Origin of the sequence: Acinetobacter sp. S4397-1, from assembly GCF_024129285.1 — a bacterium.
GTDB lineage: Bacteria > Pseudomonadota > Gammaproteobacteria > Pseudomonadales > Moraxellaceae > Acinetobacter > Acinetobacter lwoffii_C.
Genome location: NZ_JAMXXZ010000002.1, coordinates 193,541 through 218,767, shown reverse-complemented (window position 1 = coordinate 218,767; position 25,227 = coordinate 193,541). Strand labels below are relative to the sequence as shown.

The window sequence follows — 25,227 nt, the reverse complement described above, 5'->3', positions numbered from 1 at the left end:
TCGGGTGAATATTCTGCACTTTTTAGAGAAAAGCCTTTCATTCCAGACCATCAAATCCTGACAACCGATCAAAAATAAAATTTTCAAATCACTTCCATATATTTTAAATCTGTCTCATAGAGAGAGCTTTTAAGAAAAAATGATCTTTTTGTTCAGCAAAATATCTGATTTTAACCAGAGTAAGGCATGTGCTGTTTTTGTGCTATTTTTTAGATTTAAAATGTCAATCTAAGGTAGATTTTAAACACCCCTTATCTAGTTTTTATAATTCAGTACGTACATATATAAGTCTTGACGTAAATATCGCTAAAGTGAACTTTGGCCCAAGCCAGATATTTATTGCCCAATACAATCTTTAGGTAAATAGCGTTGACTGATATTGCTGGAAAAGCAGTTGCCACTATAGACCTCAAAAGCAATCGATTTTCCGCGAATGGCAGCATTGATTCCCTCCTGACGCAATTGAAATTCAATCCGGCAAGCAGCATTAATCACAACTTTTTCAATATACCGGCTTCCATTTCCAATCTGGCGCCCCGCATCACAATGCTCATTTGAGGCAATAAACTGGGTTCGATAAGCACCTGACAGCTGAAATACTTCGGCCAACTGGGCCCGAACAATATAGCCCTGATAGCTCATCACGGCTACAGTGGTCAGAATAGTAACCATCGTGAGCACCATCATCATTTCAATCAAACTAAAAGCCTTTTGGTACATCTCTTGCTCTCCCCATAGCATCCTAAACAAGTCATATAAAAAGGTTGGCTATCCCGACTGGCGACTAGTGAAGAATTGGAGCTAATATGCAGAATAAACTAACCCTGCCACAAGACAGCTTATCGAACGTGATAAAGGCGCTGATTTTTTATTAATATAACAATCACTTTCTTAGTATTTATCCGGTATGAAGGTGATTATTTTTCTGGACTGCCTGTTTTTAAAATTTATTCAAAAATATCACCAGTTAATTTTATTATTCTGCTGAATAGAGTCAGTATTTTTTATACTGGATTGCTGAAGGAGAGCAAATCAAACTGCCATATCAGTTTTTTTAATTCCAATAATCAAATAAAAACACAATAATTTGAAACATTTTTAGACAATTTTGTCGTCTTATGCTAGTTCTAAAACGCAAGTCGATGTAACATACCGGGTCTTTAAAATTAACTGTGATAGGACTATGCGCGAGTACGCTGTATTTACTTCGGAATCTGTAAGCGAAGGCCATCCAGATAAAATGGCTGACCAAATCAGTGACGCTATTTTGGATGCAATCTTAAAAGAAGACCCATATGCACGGGTTGCTTGTGAAACGCTTGTAAAAACGGGTGCGGTGATACTTGCTGGTGAAATCACAACAACTGCCAATATCGATTTTGAAGCAGTTGTACGCCATACCGTAAACGGTATTGGTTATCACCACTCTGATCTGGGTTTTGATGGCTCAACGTGTGCAGTCATTAACATGATTGGTAAACAGTCTCCTGAAATTGCTCAGGGTGTAGACCGCCAGAAACCGGAAGATCAAGGTGCCGGCGACCAGGGCCTCATGTTTGGTTATGCCAGCCGTGAAACTGATGTGTTAATGCCAGCGCCAATTTCTTACGCACATCGTCTAATGGAAAAACAGGCAGAATTGCGTCGTAGTGGTGCGCTGCCATGGTTACGCCCGGATGCAAAAAGCCAGGTAACGTTTGCCTATGAAAATGGCGTACCTGTACGTCTGGATGCAGTGGTACTGTCTACCCAGCACGATCCAGAAATTACACAATCGAACTTAAAAGAAGCTGTAATTGAAGAAATCGTAAAAAAAATCATTCCAGCTGATATGTTCCATGCGGATACCAAGTTCCATATCAACCCGACCGGCATGTTTGTAATCGGTGGTCCTGTGGGTGACTGCGGTTTAACTGGCCGTAAAATCATTGTAGATACTTATGGTGGTATGGCGCGTCATGGTGGTGGTGCTTTCTCGGGTAAAGATCCATCCAAAGTTGACCGTTCTGCAGCTTATGCCGGCCGTTATGTTGCTAAAAATATTGTAGCTGCCGGTCTTGCAGATAAATGTGAAATCCAGGTGTCTTATGCAATTGGTGTTGCGGAGCCAACTTCGATTTCTATCAATACCTTTAACACTGCCAAAGTGTCAGAAGAATTGATTATTGCGCTGGTACGTGAGCACTTTGACTTACGCCCATATGGCATTACTCATATGTTAAACCTGATTCAGCCGATGTATAAGCAGACTGCTGCTTATGGTCACTTCGGCCGTGAAGGTTCTGATACTGCATTTACCTGGGAAAAAACCGACAAGGTCGAAGCATTGAAAGCCTCTGCCGGTCTTTAATTCTCCAGACCCGAAAAGCCCGTATAATTACGGGCTTTTTTTATTGCTGATTTTATATTTCATACAGAGTGGGTAGATGTAGCACTCCCCTATGCGTCATCATTCAACCTATTGTGCCTATTTTTCTTCTGCTTTATTTTCACTCCACTGAATATTTAAAAACAGGCCGCTCAAAATCCTTGATTAACTAAAAATGCAGTAAAAAACGTTATAAGCCTTTATAAAAGTTACATTTTCTCAACAAATTATGATCTTTTCTGTAGCACAAAACCCTACCAACAGTCGTTAAACTGAATGTCATTCATACAACAACAAAGGATATTATTTGATGAATAAGTTACTTATTGCTTTAGGTCTGGTGGCAACTGTATCTCTTGTAGGCTGTGCGAAACAAGACGCCCCTGAAACAGGTGCGACCACAGGTGAACATCTGGAAAATGCAGCGACCCAAGCTGGTCATGATATGGAAGATGCAAGTCATGAAGCTGCTGTAGAAACTGAAAGAGCCATGGATAATGCTGCCGAAAATACAGCACAGGCAGCTGATGAGGCAGCAGCTGCTGCATCTCGTGCCGCAGATGCTACGGCTGAAGCAGCTAAAAATGCGACTGCTGCGACTGCTGCTACAGTTGAAGAAGGCGCAGGTAATGTGCGTGAAAAAGCTGAAAACTAAGATCAGTTATTATGTTAAAAAGCCTGCAAAATGCAGGCTTTTTTTATCGTGATTTTTTATTGAATTTTTTGAAAAACAATGCATTGCATCCAAGTTCCGACTAGTTAGAGCTTATACCTATGATTCATTCCCAGCATCATGAGAAACATTATATTAGCCGCACGGGCTGGTTAAGAGCGAGCGTATTGGGTGCAAATGACGGGATTATTTCAGTCACCAGTCTGATTATGGGAATGGCAGCTAGCGGTGCGTCTACGCAGACACTTCTGATTACCTGCATTGCGGGACTGATTTCAGGTGCTTCCTCCATGGCGGCTGGAGAGTATATTTCTGTTAAATCCCAACAAGATATTGAAACAGCCGACTTGCATATGGAACATCGTGAATTACTTAAAAATCCGGCAGCAGAGCTTGGAGAACTTAGCCAGATTTATATTCAACGTGGCTTAACACCCGAACTTGCCCGGGAGGTTGCATTGCAGCTGACTCAACATAATGCCTTGCAAGCCCATGCACGTGATGAAATCGGGATTATGGAACATACGACAGCCAGACCTATACAGGCAGCCGCATCATCGGCACTGGCTTTCTCTCTGGGTGCCTTACTCCCCACCTTCTCGATTTTGCTCAGCCCGGCACAGTGGGTTGAGTCTGTGGTGGGGTTTGTAGGCCTGTTTTCTCTAGCTTTATTAGGCGCACTTGCCAGTTACTTTTCTGGCACATCCATGTTGAAAGGCAGCTTAAGGGTACTCCTGTGGGGAGTAGCAGCGATGTTGTTTTCCAGTTGGATCGGTTCGCTGTTTAATCTCAACACGATATAAATCAGCTAACCCAATAAATCATATCAATTATAAGACTGAGCAATTGCTCTTTAAATGACTGAACTGATCTCAGTTGAGGGGAGAAGTCGCGTAGAATATAGCGGTTTAATCTCTAAAGCTTTATCTCCCATGTCAGTTATTGCTGCATCCTCCCAGCGATCGAATCTTTCGGTCTGGGTGGCTTTTATCTTGCTTATTGTCGGTACGATTGGTGCCTATCAAGTTGTCGGTCTTAACCAGGCTTTGCTTTTTCTCATCGGCGGCGCCCTGGGAATGACCCTGTATCATGCCTCCTTTGGTTTTACTTCAAGCTGGCGCGTCTTTATTAAAGAGCGCCGTGGTCGCGGCCTGCGTGCACAAATGATTATGCTGGGCTTGGCAGTTCTCTTGTTTTTCCCTGCATTGGGAGCTGGTGAACTGTTTGGTAATCCGGTTAAAGGTAATATTAATCCAATCTCGATGTCCGTGATGATTGGTGCATTTATTTTCGGTATTGGCATGCAGCTCGGCGGCGGTTGTGCTTCAGGTACACTCTATACTGTCGGTAGTGGCAGTGCCCGTATGCTGGTTACGCTATTTTTCTTCTGCACAGGCTCACTGATTGCCACTTCACATCTGGACTGGTGGTTTAACCTGCCTCATTTGGCACCGATTTCCGTGGTAGAAAATTTTGGGGTGATCCCGGCACTTGTTTTAAGCTTTATCATTTTCGGCCTGATTGCTGCTGCAACGGTGTATTTTGAAAAGAAACGCCATGGCAGTCTGGAAGCGGAACCTGTCAGCGAATATCAAGGCTGGAAACGTTTTCTGCGCGGGCCTTGGCCTTTAATATGGGGGGGTATTATTTTAACCCTGCTCAACTTTGCCACGCTTGCTTTGGCAGGTCGTCCATGGGGAGTTACCTCTGCTCTTGCTGTTTGGGCAGCAAAAGTCGCCAGTCTTGCAGGGATGGAGGTTAGTGCCTGGGATTACTGGCAGCAACCGGGCAATGCCAAAGCTTTGGCTCAATCGCTCTGGTTTGATATTACCTCGATGATGAACTTTGGCATTATGCTGGGTGCCTTGCTGGCAGCTAGTCTGGCAGGTAAGTTTGCGCCGAATTTTAAGATCCCACGCCGCTCCCTGCTGGCTGCTGTGCTCGGTGGATTACTTCTGGGTTATGGTGCGCGTTTGGCTTATGGTTGCAATATCGGTGCTTATTTTAGTGGGATCGCCTCTGGCAGTATCCATGGCTGGTTATGGCTGGTCTTTGCCTTTCTGGGCAATATCATTGGTGTTAAATTCCGTCCGATTTTCTTCCCCGGTGAAAAGCCGAAAACTGAAAAATTAACAGGCTGCTAAACCATAAAGCCCATCTACTAAAGATGGGCTTTTGTATTCAGCGCCTAAACTGATAAAGCTGCTTTTAAATTACAACCATAATTCATGGTCTGCTGAACCTGACGATAGGTGGTATAACGATCCAGAATAAAACTATAGAACTGATCAGAATCAGAGAAGTTCTTTTTCAGATCTTCCTCTTTGGCATTCGGCAATTGAATAGCATGGACCAGATCCAGATTATAGTGGCCCAAACGATACATTTCGGCAAAGTAAGCATTCATCATATCGCAATAAGCCAGCTTGCTGGATTTCAATGCTGTCCGGCTCACCGGATGCTGATTCAAGGTTTGCAGATTATTGATATCCAGTGGAAGCTGGTGAGAAAAAGCTATGCTTTCTACTTTTTTAAACTGCTGGAAATCCTGCGCCAGCTGGGCATTGAGCGTATTAAAGCGTTGTTGCAGCTCTGCAGCAGTTTTCACCTGATATTGCACCGGACTAACCCTATCTTCAGGTTGCTGCTCTGCCGTACAAGCGGTTAATCCCACCACAAGGGCCAATGACATTAGCCTTGCCTTCATAATGACCTTCTCAGTTTCATGCTAGATAAGCCTATTATGGCAGACCCCTATTAGGTTTAAAGTATTTTTCTCACTCATCTCGCCACCAATTAGGCCACACTTGGGTAAAAGTTGATGATAACTACTTTGTTTATTGCACTTGGAAATAGACTCTCTTTTTCATAAGCCTTCATGCTGAGCAGAATGTAATCAGCCTGTTACTAAAGAGCTTATATTTCATAATAAAATAACCAATATTATTTGCTTAATTCTGTTGCCAGAGGCAAAGTAATAAAAATAACAAGGAGCAAATCTATGTCTTTATTAGAGAAACTGGGAATACGACATCCTATTTTTTTAGCACCTATGGCTGGGGTTTCAACACCTGAACTTGCTGCTGAAGTGTCTAACCAGGGAGGCTTGGGTTCACTGGGTCTCGGAGCCAGCAGTGTTGAGTCTGCTCGTGCACAGATTTTAAAGACTCAAGAGCTGACAGATTGCCCTTTTCAGGTCAATTTTTTCTGCCATGACACTGAAGAACTTGATGACAGCATCGCCCAAGCATGGATTGCGCAGTTTAAAGATAAATTTGCAGAATACGGCGCCAATGCTCCTACCCAGCTCAAATGTATCTATCCCAGCTTTAAAGACAATGATGATTTTCTGAATTTGGTTCTGGACACCAAGCCCACTGCAGTGAGTTTTCATTTCGGGATTCCGCATCCACACCAGATTCAAGCCTTAAAAGAAGCTGGGATTGTAACTATGGTATCGGCAACCAACTTTGCCGAAGCCAAAGCAATTGAAGCTGCAGGAATTGATATTATTATTGCTCAAGGCATTGAAGCGGGAGGACATCGTGGAATTTTTTGCACAAAATTTGATGCCTCTGTCAAAACCTCTAATTTAGTCAAACTGATCAAACAGCACTTTTCTCTGCCTGTTGTTGCAGCGGGCGGTATTATGGATGGCCAGCAGGCACGCCAAATGATGGAACTGGGTGCAGAAGCCGTTCAGCTTGGCACTGCCTTTGTACAATGCAAGTCCTCGAATGCCAGTGATGCTTATCGCAGAGCTTTATTGTCTAAGCCGCTTACTCAGGTAAGTGCCAGCATTTCTGGTCGTCCTGCTCGCGGAATTATCAACCACTGGCATATTGAAGTAGATACTCCTGAGCGCCTGGATGTGCCGGCCTATCCTTATACCTATGATCTGGCCAAGCAGCTATACGCAGCGGCTGCCAAACATGGCGATCACGGTTATGGGGCTTTCTGGGCAGGTTCAAATGTGGCACAGATCCGTGAAATAGAAGCTTCAGATCTGGTGAATCAGCTAGTTCTGGAAATGAGACATAGTTCATAACAAGTCAGAGTTTAAAAAAGCCTCTTATAAAAAGAGGCTTTTTTATTTACAGAATGTTCACCTGCTATTTAACGCGTCATACGATCCCAGGCATCCTTAACTGCGAACTTGGCTTCTTCCCAGTTTAAACGGGTATTGCCTTTGACCTGTTCCCACTTCGTACGCAGTTCCGGTTCAGCATGAGAAAATTCAGTCTGGCGATCATAGCGTGAACGGTTCTCATAACCGACCTGATAGGCACCTCGATAATCACGGTCATAGTCCAAGTCGCTATACATATTACGGGTTTCACTATAATAGGGGCGATTATGGTACTCATCTCTCCAGTAGTTATCTTCCTGAATTAGATCACTTGGCTGCTGATAGTTATCCGCCTCTCGCAAATTTTCGGGATGCTGGTAATTATCTGCCTGATTTGGATGATCGGGTGTTGCGATATCATTACCTGCAATACCGCCCACTATACCCCCTACTATACCGCCAACGACTGCACCAGGAGGACCACCCACAGCACCAAATGCGGCACCTACAGCAGCTCCGCCTAAAGTACCGGCACCAGTAGCCACCAGATGATCTTCACCTTCATTCATGTCTGGAACACGATGACTCTCTTTAGGAGGTGTATTTAAATCTGGACGTGCGCTTGCATCTGTAGCATCAATATCTAAGGCTTCACTGCGTTCTTCTGGTAATTCTGTTGAAGTTTTATGGCTGAATTCTGTCACTGGACGATTAGTATTAGTCATTATGAATCTCCCTTGATCATGAGAATGAACAAGACTGAAACTACATCTTGCCATGCTAGAGACCTATCTTAGAGAAGGTTCACGTAAACAGTGTCCAAGTCCTGTCCAGTTTAGGTGAATATAATATGCAGCTATGTTTAAGTCAGAATAGAATGTAACGGGAACACTTAAAAGGTCCGACTCAAGATAAAAAAGGTACTGTTTTCACTACAGCACCTTTCCTTAATTCATTAGCGATGGAGCTGATTTATTTGGTTTCCAGCAGGTTGACTTGATCGATCTGCACATCACTCATGATCTGACCATATTCAAGTAAATGATTAAAATAATCTTCCACTACTTTATATTGATCAGCAGTGTTCTCCACCTGATACATACTTTGCCGGAATTCATTGCTCGAATGCAGCCCGTTGGTGTACCAGGCAATATGTTTACGCGAAATACGGCAACCGGAGTATTCACCATAAAATTCATAAAGTTCAGACAGGTGCCCAAGCAAAACCTGTTTAACTTCATGAATGCTTGGCGTAGCCAGATATTCTCCGGTTTTCAGATAATGACCAATTTCACGAAAAATCCAGGGTCTGCCTTGAGCAGCCCGGCCGATCATAATGGCATCGGCACCCGTATAGTCGAGCACATATTTGGCTTTTTCAGGACTGTCGATATCACCATTGGCAATCACAGGAATAGTCAATATTTCTTTCACATTTTTAATAAGCGAATACCGTGCCGTATTCAGGTACATATCTTCCCGGGTACGGCCATGCAAGGCCAATGCTGCAATACCTGCTTCTTCAGCACGCTTGGCGACACGTAGAATATTTTCCTGGCCATTGAGAAAACCCAGACGGGTTTTGAGCGTCACAGGCACATCTACGGCTGCGACCACAGTGTCCAGAATTCGGGCTACCAGATCTTCATCTTGCAGCAAGGCAGAGCCTGCCAGTTTATTGCAGACTTTTTTGGCTGGACAACCCATATTAATATCAACTATTTGCGCCCCATTGGCAACCTGATAACGGGCAGCTTCTGCCAGATCCTGCGGGTCTGAACCTGCAATCTGTGCTGAAATGGGTGCCAGCTCACCATCAAAATTTGCACGATACAAACTCTTTTTACTCATGCGCAGGGTTTTATCCGAGGTCATCATTTCACTGACGGCATGGCCTGCACCAAAGTACTTGCATAAAGTCCTGAAGGGACGGTCAGTTACGCCCGCCATCGGGGCAACAATCAAATTATTTGACAGTTGATATGGACCAATATACATATAAAATCATCACTTTTTTGATGAGCATAGTATACTGCATCTGCTTTGTTCACTCATCTTTTCAATTGATTTACGGCACCATGAACAAAAAACCTGCTCTTTCTTTTTCTATCAAGTCCTTGTCTTTGCTTACACTATCTCTAGGTTTGCTGGGCTGCGGTAATGGTTCCTGGTGGTCTAAAGATCATGAACCCACCCTTGAGGTTGAACATATTCGTAAAGCCATTCCAGCCCGGGTCAATGACCGCGAGTCTTGGGCCAAGGATATTTATGACATTACCGAGCAGCTCGGCATTCCTCAAACCAAAGAGAATATCTGTACTATTGTAGCTGTGGTGGATCAGGAATCTAACTTTGTTGCCGATCCTGTGGTTCTAGGTTTGGGTGAAAAAGCCGTGAAGGAAGTGCAGGATCGCCTAGAAGAAAAATTCAAGGATAAACTGGGCGAATCGATTGGTGGAACAGTGGCGGGTTATTTTCAGGATGTACTAAGAAACCATCCGGATCCAAAAGATAATTATCTAAATCAGATGCGCCGGGTGAAAACCGAACGTGAACTTGATGAACTGTATCGTGAAATTTTTGACTACATGGCCAAGCATTATCGTGTAAGTGCCTTAACGGGTGCCGCCAAACTGTTCGGTCAAAATATTGGTGAGAAGATGAATCCGATCACCACCTTGGGTTCCATGCAGGTTCATATAAGTTATGCCAAAGAATATAAGCGTCAGGGAGGAAATATTGCAGCGCTGCGCAGCGACTTATACACCCAATACGGCGGCTTATATTATGGTATTCATCGGCTGATGATGTATCCGACAAACTATGACAAACCGATTTACCGTTTTGCAGATTATAATTCAGGTAAATATTCTAGCCGAAATGCAGCCTTCCAGAAGATGCTCAATAGCCTGACCGAGACTAAGCTCAGCCTAGATGGGGATTTATTACTTTATAATAAAGATGGTGGCATACGTGCACAGAAGAGCCAGTCAGAACGTGAGCTCATCAGTGTTTTCGCAAAAAATAATTTTGTTATTACTGAACGCCAGATTCGGGCCGACTTAAAGAAAGAAAAAGAAGAAAGCCTTGAAAACACCATGACCTATCGAGGCGTCAGTAAACTTTACCAAGAGAAAACAGGTAAAACCCCATTTTATGCCATAATGCCGGAAGTGGTAATTTCTGGTCCGAAGCTCAGCCGGGATTATAATACCAACTGGTTTGCCACTCGTGTCGATGGTCGATATCAAACATGCATACGCAAAGTCAAACACCTCAAACTTTAGCCTTATTCGATTTTGATGGCACCCTGTATCCTGACGACAGTTTTACCGGGTTCATCTTCCATGCCTTGTCGAAAAGGCATATTCTGAAACGCGGTATTCGTATTTTGCCGTGGATTCAGGCCTATTATCTCAAGCTCTATCCTGCTCATGCGATGCGCCCTAAAATTTATGCCAGCATGTTCAAAAATAGTAATGCTACCGATATTCAGCAATTGGCTCAGGATTATGCCGAACAGCTAGTTTTTAAATTAAATCCCAAGTTGTTCGAGCAATTGAGAATGCATCAACGGCTCGGCCATCAGGTGGTTCTGGTGTCAGCCTCCATAGATCTATACTTGAAGCCGATTTGCGACTATCTGAAAATCGACCTGATTTGTAGCGAAACTGACATTCAAAATGACTATTTAACAGGCATGTACCGTACTGCGGACTGTAGTAAAGAACAAAAGAAAATCAGGGTAATGAAAAAATATCCCCTTGAAAACTTTACTGAAATTTATGCTTATGGAAATAGTGAAGAAGATGAAGAAATGCTAAGTTTGGCAGATTATGCTTATATGGAAGGACAGGATCAAAATCTTCCGGTACTACAGCCGCATAATCCTGAATCTATCCTTCGTTTGAATTATTAAGCGCTTAGCTGAGCATTAAAAGCACAACACCTTATTCTTTTAATCCTACCTGTCTCAGGATTTTTCAATCCGAATCTCTTTCCTAAAAGGGGATTCTATTTTGTGGTGATCTGTTAATTGATCTACATGATTGCTTAAATCAGTTGAAGAATATAAAGCTATTTAGACTTCCTGTGTTGATTTCCGAAATAATGACTGATCAAATCCATGGAGCTTCACAGCACAATGACATTATAATGTCATTACATATTTTAAAAATGCTCAATTTTATTGAGCTTAAAAGCTTTAAAATCCTGGAATACTTGCCCCATTCATCAGCTTCGAGATTTGTGAAGTTTGCCATATTGCTTTAATATTCGATTGAATAATACACTTTATACCGGCATGCAAAACGACGCTCAACTCTCCCTGAAAGAATATCTGTCTACGGTACAGGAAGTGGTTAAACTCACTTTCGATCAGCCGGTGTGGGTGACCGCCGAGATTCGTAACTTGAATATAAAAGCGGGTCATTACTATCTGGAACTGGCAGAAAAAGAAGCTGAAACAGATCGGGTCATTGCCAGCTGTCGTGCCACAATCTGGAAATTTAGTGCCCAAAAAATTGTCGCCCAATTTGAACGGCACAGCGGAATTGAGCTCAGCTGTGATTTAAAAGTTCTGCTCAAGGTCAAGGCCAGTTTTGACCCACAATATGGCTTTTCTTTAAATATTGTAGGGATTGACCCTAGCTATACTTTAGGTGACATTGCCCGACGTTATCAACAGATCGTAGAAAAGCTGACTGTTGAGAAACTGATTGATCGTAATAAAAAACTGCCGGCCCCTTTTGATCTGAACCGGATTCTGGTAATCGCCCCTGAAAATGCTGCTGGTTTGGGTGACTTCAAGAAAGATGCAGATGCATTGCAGCGTGCACAAGTTTGTCAGTTTATTTATCACAGCGCCACTTTTCAGGGAAATACGGCTCCGCAAAGTATTATGCAAAGTCTGGCCCAAGCACTTAGACAATGGGCACAAACTTTTAGCCAAGCACCCGATCTGATCGTTATCATTCGAGGGGGTGGTTCGGTGAATGATCTGGCTTATTTAAATGACTATGAGCTGGCTGCCCTGCTGTGTAAACGCTCAGTCCCAATTTGGGTAGGCATTGGACATGAAAAAGACCGGACAATTCTGGATGAAATTGCGCATCGTTCCTTTGATACACCCAGTAAAGTTATTGCAGGTATCCGTAATCATATCGCGGAGCTCACCCAGACGCTGATGCAAAACCTGCAAAAGATTCAGCGTCTTTCCCAGCAACAGATTCAGGCCTATCAAAACCAGAATAATCAATATCTCAAGCTGATACAAAATCTGGCCAGCCATCAACTCAGTTATGCCGTGCAGATGGTGGAACAGCTTAAAGCTGATACCTCACACCTAGCTCAACAACATACTCAACTCATCAGCCAACAGCTGGATGCCCTGATGCGGGAAACTTTATTACAAAATCCGCGTCATGTTCTTGCTAAAGGCTATGCCATCGTACGCCAGCAAGATCAGGTGGTTCGCTCAGTCCGTCAACTAGATATGCAACAACCCGTTCAAGTGGAATTACACGATGGTATTTTCTCCGTACAACTTACACAGGTAAATTCTCATGAGTCATGACACTTTAAGCTTTCAGGAAGGCTATAACATCCTGAAAAAAAATGCTGAATTGCTTGAATCTCAGCAAGAGCCAGATATCGACAACCTGATGAAAATTGTAGAAGAATCGATGAGCGCTTATAAAGCATGCAAGACACGTGTTGAAGCCGTACAAACGGCGTTGAACGATACTTTTAAGGAGTAATTCCAAAGAATGAGAAATAGCATTCACTCAGATCTTTCCATATGACTTAGGCTATTTTTCATTCATTTAAACTTCAGGCCATGAGCAATAGCTTTGTAAACTGTTTAGATAGCTTGAGTTTAAGTTTTCTGTAAGCTGATCTAAGCCTCATGATCTATACTCCTCAAATATCTAACTTTTATCATCAGCCCTCACCCAGAGGGCTTTTTAAAGTTGAATTAGCTATTTTTGCTCTTTCAGTGGATTCTCCGGTTCTGCATTCGGTTTTTTCTTGGGCTCTGTATTTTTATAAGACTCCTGCTTTCCTTTATCATCATTAGATTCTTTTTGCGGACTAGATTTTTGGTCTGTCTGATTAGTCATAGCTATTCCTTTGTGATTTATGGTCGAGGGGAATAAACATGATAGTAGGTGTTCAGACTCAAGAATATTGGCGTTGCGTATTAACTTTTTAAAAACAAAGCCCTCATTAAAAAGATTGTGTTCCTATCGTGAAATGCATCAGCTCTGAGCATATAGGTTTTAATTTGTTGACTTTATTTAATTATATTTTATACAGAATGAAAAACTGCCGCAGCTTGGAAGATATTCAATGGAAGTTAAGCAACAAAAACTTACTATCAGGCCATACAAACTACATAATCATTTCTTTTCAATGAGTTATGTTAGCTTGATTCAGAATTATTTTAGTCAGGATAGGATATTGACTGTTGGAGATTTATGAGAGGTGGTTGACTAAATACGGTGCAGCATATACTTTGTATATACATTTTATTTATTAGCTTTGGTGGGGAAACATGATATGACTGAGTTACCCAAAAAAACCAAGCTTAATAAAAAAGATGGTCAGCTCTTAATTCGCATCAATACAGCTGAGCGTGATGAGTTCATTCACTTATGTGATAGCCTGGATACAAGCGCAGCTAGAGAGTTAAGAAAATTCATCCGTAGTTTTATTAAAAAAAATCAGTCAGCGGATACACCAACAGAGGAGCAACATTGTGGCTAAGCAAGTAAAATCCCTGAAGCAAAAAATTAAAGCTCGCCTTAAGAAAATATCTAAACACAAAGACAAGTTAGCTAAATTGAAAAAGAAGCTGAAAAGTCAAAAGTAATCTCGCGAATTAAACCTTGATTATTAAAAAGTCCTCAACCTGAGGGCTTTTTTAACTCTTAGATTCATACACTTGCTTCGCAGCTGACGCCAGAAAAGCATTTGCAGTCCAGTCTTTGGTCGGAATCATTACCAACTTACTAGAGATCAAAGCTTCGGGGCATTTTATAGCCCTCTTCTTGCCAAAAGTTATTTTAAAATGGTGAGGCTTGGAAATACTACTCGCTCTGTCCAAGCTGAATGAGCTGTGCACAGGATACACAGCAAGATAACCCCGACGCATACTTCGGTCACGCAGGTTGTTGATAGGCCAGATATAATCGGTAAATCTGAGAGTGGCTTAAACTAAAAAACCAATCAGATCCCAGACAAGACAGATAGTTTATCCTTTTTCAGTCAATGCAATAGCATCAACATTAGTCTTGTTGAGTTTCATTTCAAGCTTAATCTACAAATTCGACACTTGCATTTTAAGCCTGAAATTACTCAACAGTCTATATACTATATAGTCTACACATTCCTATGTAGACTGAATGAATAACGAATTAAATAACAACAACTTATATCAACATATATTGTCTCTAAATCAGAAACGCCAGTTATAGAACAAGTCAATGGCTCGTTCGAGAGACTGACTCGCTTCCAGATATAAACGCTGGTTTACCTGATAACGTAAAGTCAATTTGTTGACTGGTGTAAATACCCCGACCCCATAACGGATATAAAGATCTGGCGTAATATAACCTGTTAGCGATACTTGCGTATCATCACCTGTACCCTCCGCATCCAGTGCCAGACCGCTTAGACCAAAACTCCGGCCAATCTGGTTGGTTAATGCACGGGTACCACCTAAGCCCAGGCTGATCCCTGCCGCAGCAATAGTATTGTTAACATCAGACCTAAAGCCTTCCGCCTGACTTAGACTAGAGGCACCTTCATTAATCCGCCCGGTAATCAAGGCATTGAGAGCTTCCTGTTCAGACAGGCCCGCATCGTTATAAATCTGAATATTTGGACTCGATGCCGTACCGGTTACACGCACCCCCACGGTGCTGCCCTGTACAGTTTTATTGGCATCAATATCCAGAGTCGGATCTGTCAACTCACCATTAAAACGGGCAATAGCACGGGTCAGGTCCAGACTTTGACCATAAGCCTCAATCTTCACCCGTTGTGATACCCCAATTGCACCATTGGCCCGCATTGCTGTTTCCAGACCACGCTGAGATAAATTAACCCGACCTGCCAGTGGAATCCGGCTATTAAAGCCTTGGAAAATGACCCGATCACCTAAAGACACTGCAACATCTGCTCGAATATCCCATGGACGTGCCGCATTTAAAATGGCCAATTGATCATCTCCCTCATGCACAACGCGCACATCAGAAGACAGCCCCACCACCGGCTCAGAGGCTTCTGGCATGGAAATTAGCGCACGTGGCACCTCTACTTTCCCACGCAGGCTGAGCTTTTTATTTAATGGATACATGTCCAAGGACAAATCAGGAGTAACCACTGCAGCAATCAGCGGTGCCTGACGGATCAGCAGATTTTCCCCTTGCAGCTTTAACTGAACACGCGGATCGCCTTTCCAATCAACCGAACCCGTCAGTGTCCCTGCTCCACGACCACTATTAAATGCACCATTAATAGTGGCGCTATTCTGGCGAATGGATGAATAAAGCTGGACATTGGTCAGATTCACCGGCAAGGAAATCATACTGATGGCAGCATCTTTCACCCGGACTTCGCCTTCAAGTAATGGATCTCTTAGTGTGCCGCCCACCTTACCGGCATAGGATAAAATCCCTTCCAGATTTCGGATATCCTGAACAAATGGCTTAAACACTTTGAGCTGCACCTGATTAAAGGCAATCTCACCACGCATTGGCTTACTGTCCTGATACGGATCAATAATGACATTGGCATAACCCGTACCAATATCCGGCGTTTTCACATCTAGACGAATCTGTAAACCCTCGGCAACACTCTTGGCGATCAGCCCCACTTCATCATACTGAAGGGTCGAACCCAGATATTCCGGATCTTCAGAAGACAGTCCGACCACACCACTGCGGGTGACCAGACGGGCATCAATTTTTGGCTTGGCATTTTTAGCCCATGAAGCTTTGGCATAACCGTTAATTTTACCGGTCAGAGCCAAGCCTTCAGGCAAGAAGGCACTAAAGTCATTCAGGTCGAGGTTTTTGGTCACAAAAGAGACATTGCCTCGCGCTGGATTCACCCGAACAGGCTGATCAAAGCACAACTGGCTTTGCTGACTCATCCAGCAATGGGCACCAATGAAAAGATCAGATTGAGCAGTATTATAAATCACCGCTACATTTTGACGTTGCACCAGATGAGTTCTTAAGGAGTCAAAGTCACCATTTTGAATCTGGCCCAACCAGTTATTTTGCGCATTAAAACCACCCGCCAGCTGGATAAAGAATTTTGACAGGCGGTTTTCTGCCCGAACCTTTAAAATATGTGCAGAACGGGTACCCGCCAGAGAAACCTCTCCATGAGCAATTTCCCGTGATCCGCTACGTAAGCGCTCCATGGTTGCAGTTAATAAAGTCGGTGTGTTTTGTGAAGTCGGTAGCTGACCGCGCACCCGAACCTGCTGCACACTGAACAGTCGCTTAAAGGCTAAATTATCAATCGCAAGATTGGTTGAGGCCTGCAAACGCGGCTGGGACTGCATATTAATATAACCTTGTACCCGGCCTTTCAAGCCTGGGTATAACTCATACAAGGCGGGTGCATTCACTTTTAACTGCAAGTTCTGCGCATTGCCGGTCGCTTGAATCTGGTTGCTGGCATAAGACAGAAACAGGTTATTGGCTTCAAACTGCTCCGGTACAAAGCCACGCTGATTTGAATTAATAATGACCGCCAGATTACCTGTGCCCCGAACCGGTTTATCGTTTAATATCCCAGCCAGGTTCAAACGCTGAATCTGGATACGTTTCAGCTGATCTGACCACAGCCCACGGGTCTGGATGTTGCCTGAAATCTCGCCTTTCAGCTTGGCATTAAAATATTGTGGCTTAAAACGTATGAGTGAGGCGTTAATATCCCAGCCAATTCCTTTAGCCAGATGAACGCGACCATTGGCATTGATTTTCCCGGCGATCCCATCATGTCGTAGCTCTGCGATACGCAACATATCCGGCGTTCCAGACAGGCGTACTTTAAGCATCCCTTTGCTGGCTTTTAACTGGCTACTGCTTAATGAACCATTATAATTCATCGCATAGCCTTTAAATCCGCCGCCGGCTTTTTCATTATGGAATAACAGGGCAATTCCACTGGTTCCTTTTAAATGTACGGTTTCATTTTGATCAGCCAGTCTGCCGCTTAAGTCCACACCCGTTACTTTAATAATCTGCTGATTTGGTTGCGCATAGCCATTCGCCTTGATTTGACCACTTAAACGGTCAATGGGTGAAGCCGCAGCAATCGTTTGTGTATTCAGCCCCTTGGCATTTAATACGGCGCTCCATTTCAGCTGACGTTTTTCGTCCGGCAACTCAATGACCGCATTACCGCTTAAGCTGCCGGCCTGTGCATCAGCACCATAATTAAAGTCTGGCACTCGCAGAATATTATCTTTCAGATCAAGCTGCGCCCGATACATTCCTGGCGGTAGCACGCCGTCGTCATGTCTGCTCACCTTGGTCGCCACATGGATGTTTTGCTGACCTTCTCGTAGTGCCAGTTTGACATCCCCTGAGTCACTGCTCAGCCAGCCAATATAAGGGACAGCACGATCAATATTATTCCAGGCAACATCCAGTAGCATCGGTTCCGGTTTGTTAGCTTTTTGTGGAGCTTGATCCAGCTTGATCTTCCAGCTTTCATAGCGGTCAAAATCGACCAGAGCGGTCAGATGCATACCCTTTTCCAGATGACCTGCAGAGGCTATCTTGCCATCCAGACTAGGCGGCAAAAAATCCTGAAGTACTTGTGGAATACGATCATGCTTGGGATCAATCCCATTCATACGACCGCTTAAATCCCACTCCACCCGGTCTGACCAACCCACAGTTCCTGCCAAACTGACTGAACCTTTCATGAGCTGTCCATTCAGGTCGCTAATATTAAGCTGATTGACCAGATCGGTATGCATCACCGCATTATATTCACCTTGCGGAATATTTTCTCCGCTCAGGTCGGTACGCACATTTAAATTCAGGCGTTCAATATTGCCATTAAATTCAGCAATACCATCCTGAGTAAACAGCTTCTGTTCAGGCAGAATTGGCCAGTGATATTCTTTAAACTTCAGCTCACCTTTCATCGGTACATGAGGGCGCATCGGGTGCAAGATTACCCATCCGGTCAGCAGATCAGGGGTATTCGTGGCAACGCCAGCCTGAATTGTATCCAGCGTACCTCTTGCCCGTAGATGAATATCATGGACATTCAGGCTTTCTCTTAACGCAGGCAGATTTACAATACCTTGAGCATCAAGTGGATACTTGCCTTCAAACTGCATTTTTCCGCTCGCTTCGCGTACCGACAGATACCCCATATCCATACGGGAATCTTCAAAATTCAGTTCAGTTCCTGACCATAAGGCATCATTTAATTCAATATTAAATATATCCACCGCAGTGGTCTGGGTTTTAATTAGCAGATGGTCAAGCAGCAGATGATCGACACGCAACTCAAAAGGCAGACGGATTGCATTAAACTTGAAAGGCTCATTACTGGAAGGACCTTTATTAATCACCTGCAAATGCGTCACATCTGCGTTATTGAGATGGATTTCCTTTTTGAGTATCGCACGCCAGCCCAAGGTAACATCAGCCCGGTCAATTTTGACATCTACAGCCTCCAGACTGACCAGGATATTTTTTAAAATGATCCCACGCCATAAATTCCCGCCTTCATATTCATAATGAATAATCTGCTGGCGTTGCATGACCTGTTCCAGCAAAAACTTGCTGCCCTGATTAGTCGAAAACAGAACTGCCAGAACAGAGAGCAAAAAAATGATAGAGAAAAGTACCGACAATAGGATACTTCTCAATATACGGCGCTGCTTTGGCACTCTCTTTGGTTGTTCTTGTTCCGGCTGTGGTTGGTTTTCGACCATAACGTACCCAAATAAATCTTTTTAAAAAATGAATGTTTTATAACGGTGAACCAATAAAGAAATGCAGTCGGATTGGATGACTGTCATCTGATAATCCGGTTGCAACATCAACCCGAATCGGGCCAATCGGTGAGGCCCAGCGAATTCCCAACCCCGCACCATATTCAGTCGGATTGCTAAAATCCTCATTATAGGCATTGCCGGCATCTGCAAAGACTGCAGCTCGCCAGCCTTCCCTGAACTGGTAATTATATTCAAGTGAGGCTACACCTAAAGCCTGCCCCCCTACTTTAAAGCCATCAATTTCAGGCGAAAGACTCTTATAATCAAAACCTCGAATGGTCTGATCGCCTCCACTGAAATAACGCAGGTTATAAGGCACTTTGGCAAAATCTTCTGTGAAAATATAGCCCAGATCGGCACGGCCAACAAATTGATGGTCAGCATTTTCTCCCAATGAATAGATAAAACGCCAGCCCGCATTAAGGATGGCCATATCGGCATCAGACAATAAAGCCTCACTACCGAGTTCAACCTTATAAATCTGCTTAAAGCCTTTGGTCGGATTAATCCGGCGGTCACTCTCCGTGCGTGACACTTCATAACCAAACAGAAGAGATTGCTGCTCAGCAGCGGAATTAAATCTAAAAGCTTCTGGAATCTGGTTAAAGTCAACCGAACCGTCCTGTGTCAGCCGGTCCAGACGATAACGCACACCAAAGGCCTGCTGCCAATTCCCCAGCGGATTTTTAATAAGCCGGTCTGCGCCTAGTACGGCCGACTCAATTAACAGGCCTGTATCCTGAGCGACATCTTCCCGCTCTTCACGTTCATACCCGCCCACAATACTGACATAGTCATTGAGAGGATGATGATATGGAATGTTATAGCGGCCATCAACTGACTGGCGGATCCCGGAAAGCTCAAGGTTGGCGTCAAATGAATGCCCACGTTTATTGACAATGGCACGGCGATACTGCCCACGTAAGCGTACATTAGTATCTGTACCATAACCGATACCGACTTCAGCACTATTCAGGCGGTCTGCATTTAAAGTCACAATGACCGGAACTTTCTTCTCTTCACGTGCCTGTGCTTTTAAACGGTCCTGCTCATTTTCCTTGCTTTTCTGCTCCACACGCAAGCTCATAAGACTCGGATTTTCCTGATCCTGTATACCAGCAAATTGACTTTCATCCACGACATTTTGCGTGACTTCAGGAGAATTAGCCGGTTTTTGAGGAACATTCGCAGTAGAACCATCCTCTTCCAGTTTCTGCTGTTCAATCAGGTTCTGAATATCAGGAGCCAGTTCTAGCTCTCTGTCCACCGGATCAGGACGTATCGCATCAACCAGTGTATAGTTAAAATAACGCGAGTTGGCCAGGTTGTTGGCCAGGCTATTGACACGCCAGAAGGCATAGTCAGCCCCATCTTTCCAAGTCACCAGACTCTCCAGAATATCTGGATCCAGCGGAAATTCTTTTTCAGGGTCACTCATTCTGAATTCAACTTGTCCCAGCTTATAGCGTTCACCGGTTTCAAAGCGCAGGTTAACATCCGCTGTATTTTGCGGCTGTTTGATCAATACATCATGCAGGCGCCAAAAGGAATCGAAATAACCATTATGATTGGCTGCCTCAACAATCCTGCCTTTGGTGGTTTCATAGGCACCATGATTGAAAATATCACCTTCTTCCTGTTCCGGTAAAAGACCAATAACCTGGAATTGTGGCTGCTCTGCCCCGGGTCCGGTAAATTCCACTTGATGACTGCTAATCAGTACGGGCTCATTGGGTGTCACCCGGACTCTTACGCGACTATCCGACACTCGTTCAAACTTAAACTCGGCATTATAATAGCCCACTGCCTGCGCTGCCTGCTTAGACAGGTTGCGTAACTGGGGCAATGCCGAAGAAAAATCCTCAAAGGATTCCTGCGTAAAACTGGATAGTTTGGCACGAATATTATTGCTTAAATTATTATAAGCTTCAGACTCATATCTACGATTCAGCACACCATTACTTTCGGCGGTACCATTCCCATTCATAATGATGACTTCAGCACTGATCCGGGGTGTGCTGGCGATCATGATCTGACGTGGTGGGCGCAGCTTATACCAGAGTCGTTTTACGATATTGGGCTTTTTGGCATCTTCCGGCTCGGTCGGCCCCGGAATATCTCTTAAAGTCCGAGCCGCCTCATTACTCTGTACGCTAATGTTGCTATCTGCCCGAATAGACTGCATCAGCTGATCAACATTTACTGGCGCCTGATTTATTTCAAGCAATTCCTGCTGACTGATGTCTACCACCGTTTCAGTCTGCTGGGTATTGCGATAATCCTGTGCTTCACGTTTGGCTTCTTCAGCGACACGGTAAATTTCATTGGCCATGCTCTGGTCAATACTCTGCATCGGCAGGTTTTCCAGATCTTCAAATTCAATTGGACTAAACTCTTCCAGAATACCACCGGCATTTTGCTGCTCTTGCAACATCTGCATACTATCAACGGATATTTGCGGCACCAGTGCCTGTTGTATGGTTTCGACCGCTTCACTTTCGGAATTAACCAGACCTTGGCGAAGGGCTTCCTGAGACAGCTCTTCAACCTTTTCCGTTCGGGACACTGCGACTGGAGTGTCTGCTGCCTGTTCAGTCTGTGCTATGCCCTGATGTGACCACATCATAAAAAATATGCTCATACACAGCCATGTCCGGCCATGATGTGGTATGAGGTTCCCCATACTACGATTCAGCATCGTTTTTTTAAAATTTCTTTTTGCAAGCATAGCAAACTCTAAACAAATACATTCTTTAATTGATTATTTGACCAAAAAATATAAGCTAAAGAACTTAAATTACTGGTTTTTACCTTCACCTAGCCGAAAGTATCTTACATGATTTTTCCGAATGTTTACGCATCTCTCACATTTCTTCATAAAACTTAATGTAGCACGTGTCTATGAATAATAACGAACATCTGCTGGGCTCCCGTCGTTTTTTACCGATGTTTCTGACCCAGTTTTTTGGCGCTTTAAATGATAATGTTTTTAAACAGGCTTTATTACTGGTCATCACCTATGGCTGGATTCAACAGAGTACCCATATCAGCACACTGAACAACTTGGCTGCTTTGCTATTTATCCTGCCTTATTTCATTTTTTCAGCCACTGCAGGACAGATTGCTGACAAATATGAACGTGCCCAACTGATTCGTTATTTAAAGATTCTAGAAATCGTCATTATGATTTTGGGAACCATCGGTTTTTTACTGGGGAATTTATGGATTTTGCTCTTTGCCCTGTTTTTGATGGGCACCCAGTCCACGTTCTTTGGCCCGATTAAATACGCCATTTTACCTGAAGTCCTGAAGCCAGATGAGCTGATGTCTGGAAATGCCCTGTTTCAGTCTGGCACATCACTGGCCATCCTGTTTGGTATGATTCTGGGCGGCGCTGTTATTGCAGCCTCAAATGGTCATCTGCTCTGGATTAGTCTGACTATCTTGACAATTGCCATGCTGGGGTATTGGTCTAGTCGCTCTATATTGAAACAGAGTATTCCAGCCCCGGACATTCAGATTGACTGGAATTTTTTTCGCACCAGTTTTCAGACGTTAAAATATGCAAAAAGCTTGCCGCTGATTTTTTTAATTTTACTGGGTAACTCTTGGTACTGGTTCTATGGGGCGACCTATCTGACCCAGATTCCACAACTGACCCTACAAAACCTGCATGCCTCGGAAAATGTAGCCAGCCTGCTACTGACTTTTTTCTCAGTCGGGATTGGCCTTGGTTCCTATTTATGCCGCAGATTGGGCGGCACCGAAGTCAATATTAAAATGGTTCCGATTGGGGCAGTTGGGCTCGTTATTTTTGCCCTCTATCTGGCAGCAAGCCTGGCTGCCATTCCTGAACGTAGCGGTGCTTTGCTCGGCCTGGCTGAGGTATTTCAGCAAGGCTGGAGCTATTATCATGTCATGCTGGCAGTAACCTTGCTGGGCATCAGTGGCGGTTTTTATATTGTCCCGTTATATACCATGATGCAGGCACATTCTCCTCGCTCACATCGTGCACGTGTGGTTGCTGCAAATAACATCCTGAATGCTGTTTTCATGGTATCTTCTGCTATATTTTCAATTATTATTTTAAGCGTTCTAGAGTTTGATCTTAAAATACTTTTTTGTATTACCGCAGTCTTGAGTGGCATCTTCACGGTCTGGCTACTCTACCGGCTCAAATCCATGCTCAAAACCGCAAACGCCCCTTTGGAGGATTAATTCATGCGTCAATATACAGGTGTCGATAAACTTATTCATTCCTTTGACCAGGCACTACGCAGTCTTGTTCCGGGGAGTACTTCTGCACAACGTGAAAATCCAGCCCAATCGGTAGAGACCCAGTTAACGGTGAGCGATGCCCGCCATGTCGCTGGCCTGATGCGAGTTAATCACAGTGGTGAAGTCTGTGCACAGGCACTCTATCACGGGCAGGCTTTGACAGCAAAGCTTCCCAATGTTCGTCGGGAAATGCAACAGGCAGCTATTGAAGAGCAGGATCATCTGGCATGGTGTGAAGACCGGCTTAAAGAATTGGACAGTCATACCAGTTTGCTGAACCCGGTCTGGTACGGCCTGTCTTTTGGTATGGGCGCCATTGCCGGCATTGCAGGTGACAAATATAGTCTGGGTTTTGTGGCAGAAACCGAGCGTCAGGTCAGCATACATTTGCAACATCATATTCGTCAGCTTCCAGCTCAAGACGAGCGCTCCCGACGCATCTTGCAGCAAATGAATGAAGATGAGCTGCATCACCGCGATACAGCGCTGGCCGCAGGTGGCGTAGATTTGCCTGCTCCCGTACGGATGACCATGACTGCAATTTCAAAATTAATGACCCAAACCAGTTATTATATCTGATTGCTAACCAAGCCCAACAGCTCATCGTAAGGTGAGCTTTTTTCGCCCTAACATAAGATGATGATCGCCGCGGTGGACGAAGAAATCTACCATGTGATGATCGAGGAAGATTTAGTGCCTGTTAGTTCATAACAATATCGCTATTCTGACCATCAAAATGAATATAACGCGGACTTAAATCCATGTTGTATTCTGTTTTAAACTTAATTTAAATAAAAATAATGCCAATTTAAAATTGAAAAATTATTTCCTTCACATTAAAACAAGCTTTTTTTATACTTATAATTATTTTTATTTATTCATCAGCACCAAAAATTATAAAACAGACTATTTGAAAACGATTTATCCAAATTGATCAAAAATTAATAATAAACAAGTCATCCATTCAGCTTGAAGACTATATCGTCTAATGAAGCAATTAATATTCAGGCCTTAAGGCTGGATAACAGGAAAAGCGTGTGCTTGATGTTGAAAAAGATCATTTTTCCATACATCCCACATTGGAATTTTGACATCCAATGCGAGCGGTAGTTTTTTCTCATTCAGCTGCATATGGGCCAGATCAGATCCCCATGCAATTAAATCGACGTCCAGAGTGATCTGATGGGATGGACGTACCCGTCCCGAGTCTGCTTCCAGCTGCTTAAGAAAATTGATTAATTCCTCAACAGAAATATGGCTGGATAGCAGACAGGCGCCATTCCAGTAATCTGAACCAATCGCATCACGACATGGAATTGCATATATAGGCGAGAATTTCACTTCTCCCCATTGTGAAATACATTGCTGTGCAGTCTGAAAATGTTGCTGTGGATGACAATTACTCGCCAGTGCTAAGGCGAATATCGTTTCGGTGGCGTTCAAGACGTATCCCTACAGAATTGGCTTGCGCGATGATGGCAGGCTTACGGATCGTAATCATAATCGATTCTATACTTTCAAAGGTAGTAAAAAGCGCATCCAGCACCAATTTTGCTGCATGTTCGATCAATTCTGGCTGTGCTTCCTGAATGACACGTGCTGAAATCTCACAAATTTCGGCATAGTTTAGCGTATCGTCCAGCCTATCTGATTGTGATGCCTGTTCCAGACTGGTATGGATGGTCAAATCCAGCAATAAGGGCTGAATGATTTGACGCTCCCAATTAAAGCAGCCGACCACCGTATCGACTTTTAAGCCTTCAATAATAATTGCGTCCATTTGATCACTCGAGAAT

At 43.7% G+C, this 25,227-nt stretch carries 21 protein-coding genes; 12 read left to right on the top strand and 9 right to left on the bottom strand.

Features of this window, described 5'->3' with window-relative positions; genetic code table 11:
* Positions 1-336: 336 nt before the first annotated feature.
* Positions 337-720 carry a pilin gene (locus NI467_RS02315; RefSeq protein ID WP_253150682.1) on the bottom strand — a complete coding sequence of 128 codons (384 nt, stop codon included), beginning with the start codon at positions 718-720 and terminating at the stop codon, positions 337-339.
* A 463-nt stretch (positions 721-1,183) separates the two neighbouring features.
* Here NI467_RS02315 and metK point away from each other — a divergent pair, with 463 nt between their 5' ends.
* From metK to NI467_RS02295, 4 genes are all read left to right on the top strand, one after another.
* Positions 1,184-2,350, top strand: coding sequence for a methionine adenosyltransferase (gene metK / locus NI467_RS02310; protein ID WP_151203167.1), 1,167 nt, complete (start codon positions 1,184-1,186; stop codon positions 2,348-2,350).
* Positions 2,351-2,678: 328 nt separating this feature from the next.
* Positions 2,679-3,023, top strand: coding sequence for a hypothetical protein (locus NI467_RS02305; protein ID WP_253150681.1), 345 nt, complete (start codon positions 2,679-2,681; stop codon positions 3,021-3,023).
* A gap of 119 nt (positions 3,024-3,142) precedes the next feature.
* Positions 3,143-3,844, top strand: coding sequence for a VIT family protein (locus NI467_RS02300; RefSeq protein WP_151203169.1), 702 nt, complete (start codon positions 3,143-3,145; stop codon positions 3,842-3,844).
* Positions 3,845-3,973: 129 nt separating this feature from the next.
* Positions 3,974-5,185 (top strand): YeeE/YedE family protein, encoded by a 1,212-nt coding sequence (locus tag NI467_RS02295; protein WP_253150735.1) that lies wholly within the window; start codon positions 3,974-3,976, stop codon positions 5,183-5,185.
* 44 nt (positions 5,186-5,229) lie between these two features.
* On the opposite strand, the gene NI467_RS02290 is transcribed toward NI467_RS02295, so the two are convergent.
* On the bottom strand, positions 5,230-5,748 hold the full coding sequence (locus NI467_RS02290; protein ID WP_253150679.1) for a hypothetical protein: 519 nt from the start codon (positions 5,746-5,748) through the stop codon (positions 5,230-5,232).
* A 294-nt stretch (positions 5,749-6,042) separates the two neighbouring features.
* Here NI467_RS02290 and NI467_RS02285 point away from each other — a divergent pair, with 294 nt between their 5' ends.
* Positions 6,043-7,089, top strand: a complete 1,047-nt coding sequence (locus NI467_RS02285; protein WP_253150677.1) for a nitronate monooxygenase family protein — start codon at positions 6,043-6,045, stop codon at positions 7,087-7,089.
* A 68-nt stretch (positions 7,090-7,157) separates the two neighbouring features.
* Here NI467_RS02285 and NI467_RS02280 read toward each other — a convergent pair whose 3' ends face one another.
* Together NI467_RS02280 and dusB are read right to left on the bottom strand one after the other, a co-directional pair.
* Positions 7,158-7,835, bottom strand: coding sequence for a hypothetical protein (locus tag NI467_RS02280; protein WP_151207729.1), 678 nt, complete (start codon positions 7,833-7,835; stop codon positions 7,158-7,160).
* Positions 7,836-8,082: 247 nt separating this feature from the next.
* The gene (gene dusB, locus NI467_RS02275) at positions 8,083-9,108 is read right to left on the bottom strand and encodes a tRNA dihydrouridine synthase DusB (protein ID WP_253150675.1); all 1,026 of its coding nucleotides are present in this window, start codon (positions 9,106-9,108) and stop codon (positions 8,083-8,085) included.
* A gap of 80 nt (positions 9,109-9,188) precedes the next feature.
* On the opposite strand from dusB, the gene NI467_RS02270 reads away from it, so the two are divergent.
* From NI467_RS02270 to xseB, 4 genes are all read left to right on the top strand, one after another.
* Positions 9,189-10,397, top strand: a complete 1,209-nt coding sequence (locus NI467_RS02270; protein WP_253150674.1) for a DUF1615 domain-containing protein — start codon at positions 9,189-9,191, stop codon at positions 10,395-10,397.
* Complete coding sequence (locus NI467_RS02265; RefSeq protein ID WP_253150673.1) at positions 10,364-11,029, top strand: HAD family hydrolase; 666 nt, start codon at positions 10,364-10,366, stop codon at positions 11,027-11,029. The genes NI467_RS02270 and NI467_RS02265 overlap by 34 nt, the downstream gene beginning before the upstream one ends.
* 384 nt (positions 11,030-11,413) lie before the next feature.
* Positions 11,414-12,685, top strand: a complete 1,272-nt coding sequence (gene xseA / locus NI467_RS02260) for an exodeoxyribonuclease VII large subunit (RefSeq protein ID WP_253150733.1) — start codon at positions 11,414-11,416, stop codon at positions 12,683-12,685.
* Complete coding sequence (gene xseB / locus NI467_RS02255; RefSeq protein WP_253150672.1) at positions 12,675-12,869, top strand: exodeoxyribonuclease VII small subunit; 195 nt, start codon at positions 12,675-12,677, stop codon at positions 12,867-12,869. The genes xseA and xseB overlap by 11 nt, the downstream gene beginning before the upstream one ends.
* A 222-nt stretch (positions 12,870-13,091) precedes the next feature.
* Here the strand turns inward: xseB and NI467_RS02250 are convergent, their stop codons facing one another.
* Complete coding sequence (locus NI467_RS02250; protein WP_162850572.1) at positions 13,092-13,232, bottom strand: hypothetical protein; 141 nt, start codon at positions 13,230-13,232, stop codon at positions 13,092-13,094.
* A gap of 439 nt (positions 13,233-13,671) precedes the next feature.
* On the opposite strand from NI467_RS02250, the gene NI467_RS02245 reads away from it, so the two are divergent.
* Positions 13,672-13,878, top strand: coding sequence for a hypothetical protein (locus tag NI467_RS02245; protein WP_151207723.1), 207 nt, complete (start codon positions 13,672-13,674; stop codon positions 13,876-13,878).
* Positions 13,879-14,569: 691 nt separating this feature from the next.
* On the opposite strand, the gene NI467_RS02240 is transcribed toward NI467_RS02245, so the two are convergent.
* Together NI467_RS02240 and NI467_RS02235 are read right to left on the bottom strand one after the other, a co-directional pair.
* On the bottom strand, positions 14,570-19,090 hold the full coding sequence (locus NI467_RS02240) for a translocation/assembly module TamB domain-containing protein (protein WP_253150671.1): 4,521 nt from the start codon (positions 19,088-19,090) through the stop codon (positions 14,570-14,572).
* Positions 19,091-19,127: 37 nt separating this feature from the next.
* Positions 19,128-21,881, bottom strand: coding sequence for an autotransporter assembly complex family protein (locus NI467_RS02235; RefSeq protein WP_253150669.1), 2,754 nt, complete (start codon positions 21,879-21,881; stop codon positions 19,128-19,130).
* Positions 21,882-22,054: 173 nt separating this feature from the next.
* Here NI467_RS02235 and NI467_RS02230 point away from each other — a divergent pair, with 173 nt between their 5' ends.
* Positions 22,055-23,371 carry an MFS transporter gene (locus NI467_RS02230; protein WP_151204131.1) on the top strand — a complete coding sequence of 439 codons (1,317 nt, stop codon included), beginning with the start codon at positions 22,055-22,057 and terminating at the stop codon, positions 23,369-23,371.
* A gap of 3 nt (positions 23,372-23,374) precedes the next feature.
* Positions 23,375-24,010: a 2-polyprenyl-3-methyl-6-methoxy-1,4-benzoquinone monooxygenase gene (gene coq7, locus NI467_RS02225; RefSeq protein WP_253150668.1), complete on the top strand. Its 636-nt coding sequence runs from the start codon at positions 23,375-23,377 to the stop codon at positions 24,008-24,010.
* A 432-nt stretch (positions 24,011-24,442) separates the two neighbouring features.
* On the opposite strand, the gene NI467_RS02220 is transcribed toward coq7, so the two are convergent.
* Together NI467_RS02220 and folB are read right to left on the bottom strand one after the other, a co-directional pair.
* Positions 24,443-24,874, bottom strand: coding sequence for a 2-amino-4-hydroxy-6-hydroxymethyldihydropteridine diphosphokinase (locus tag NI467_RS02220; protein ID WP_253150667.1), 432 nt, complete (start codon positions 24,872-24,874; stop codon positions 24,443-24,445).
* The gene (gene folB, locus NI467_RS02215; protein WP_151204128.1) at positions 24,831-25,211 is read right to left on the bottom strand and encodes a dihydroneopterin aldolase; all 381 of its coding nucleotides are present in this window, start codon (positions 25,209-25,211) and stop codon (positions 24,831-24,833) included. Before folB ends, NI467_RS02220 begins: the two co-directional genes overlap by 44 nt.
* Between the last annotated feature and the right edge of the window lie 16 nt (positions 25,212-25,227).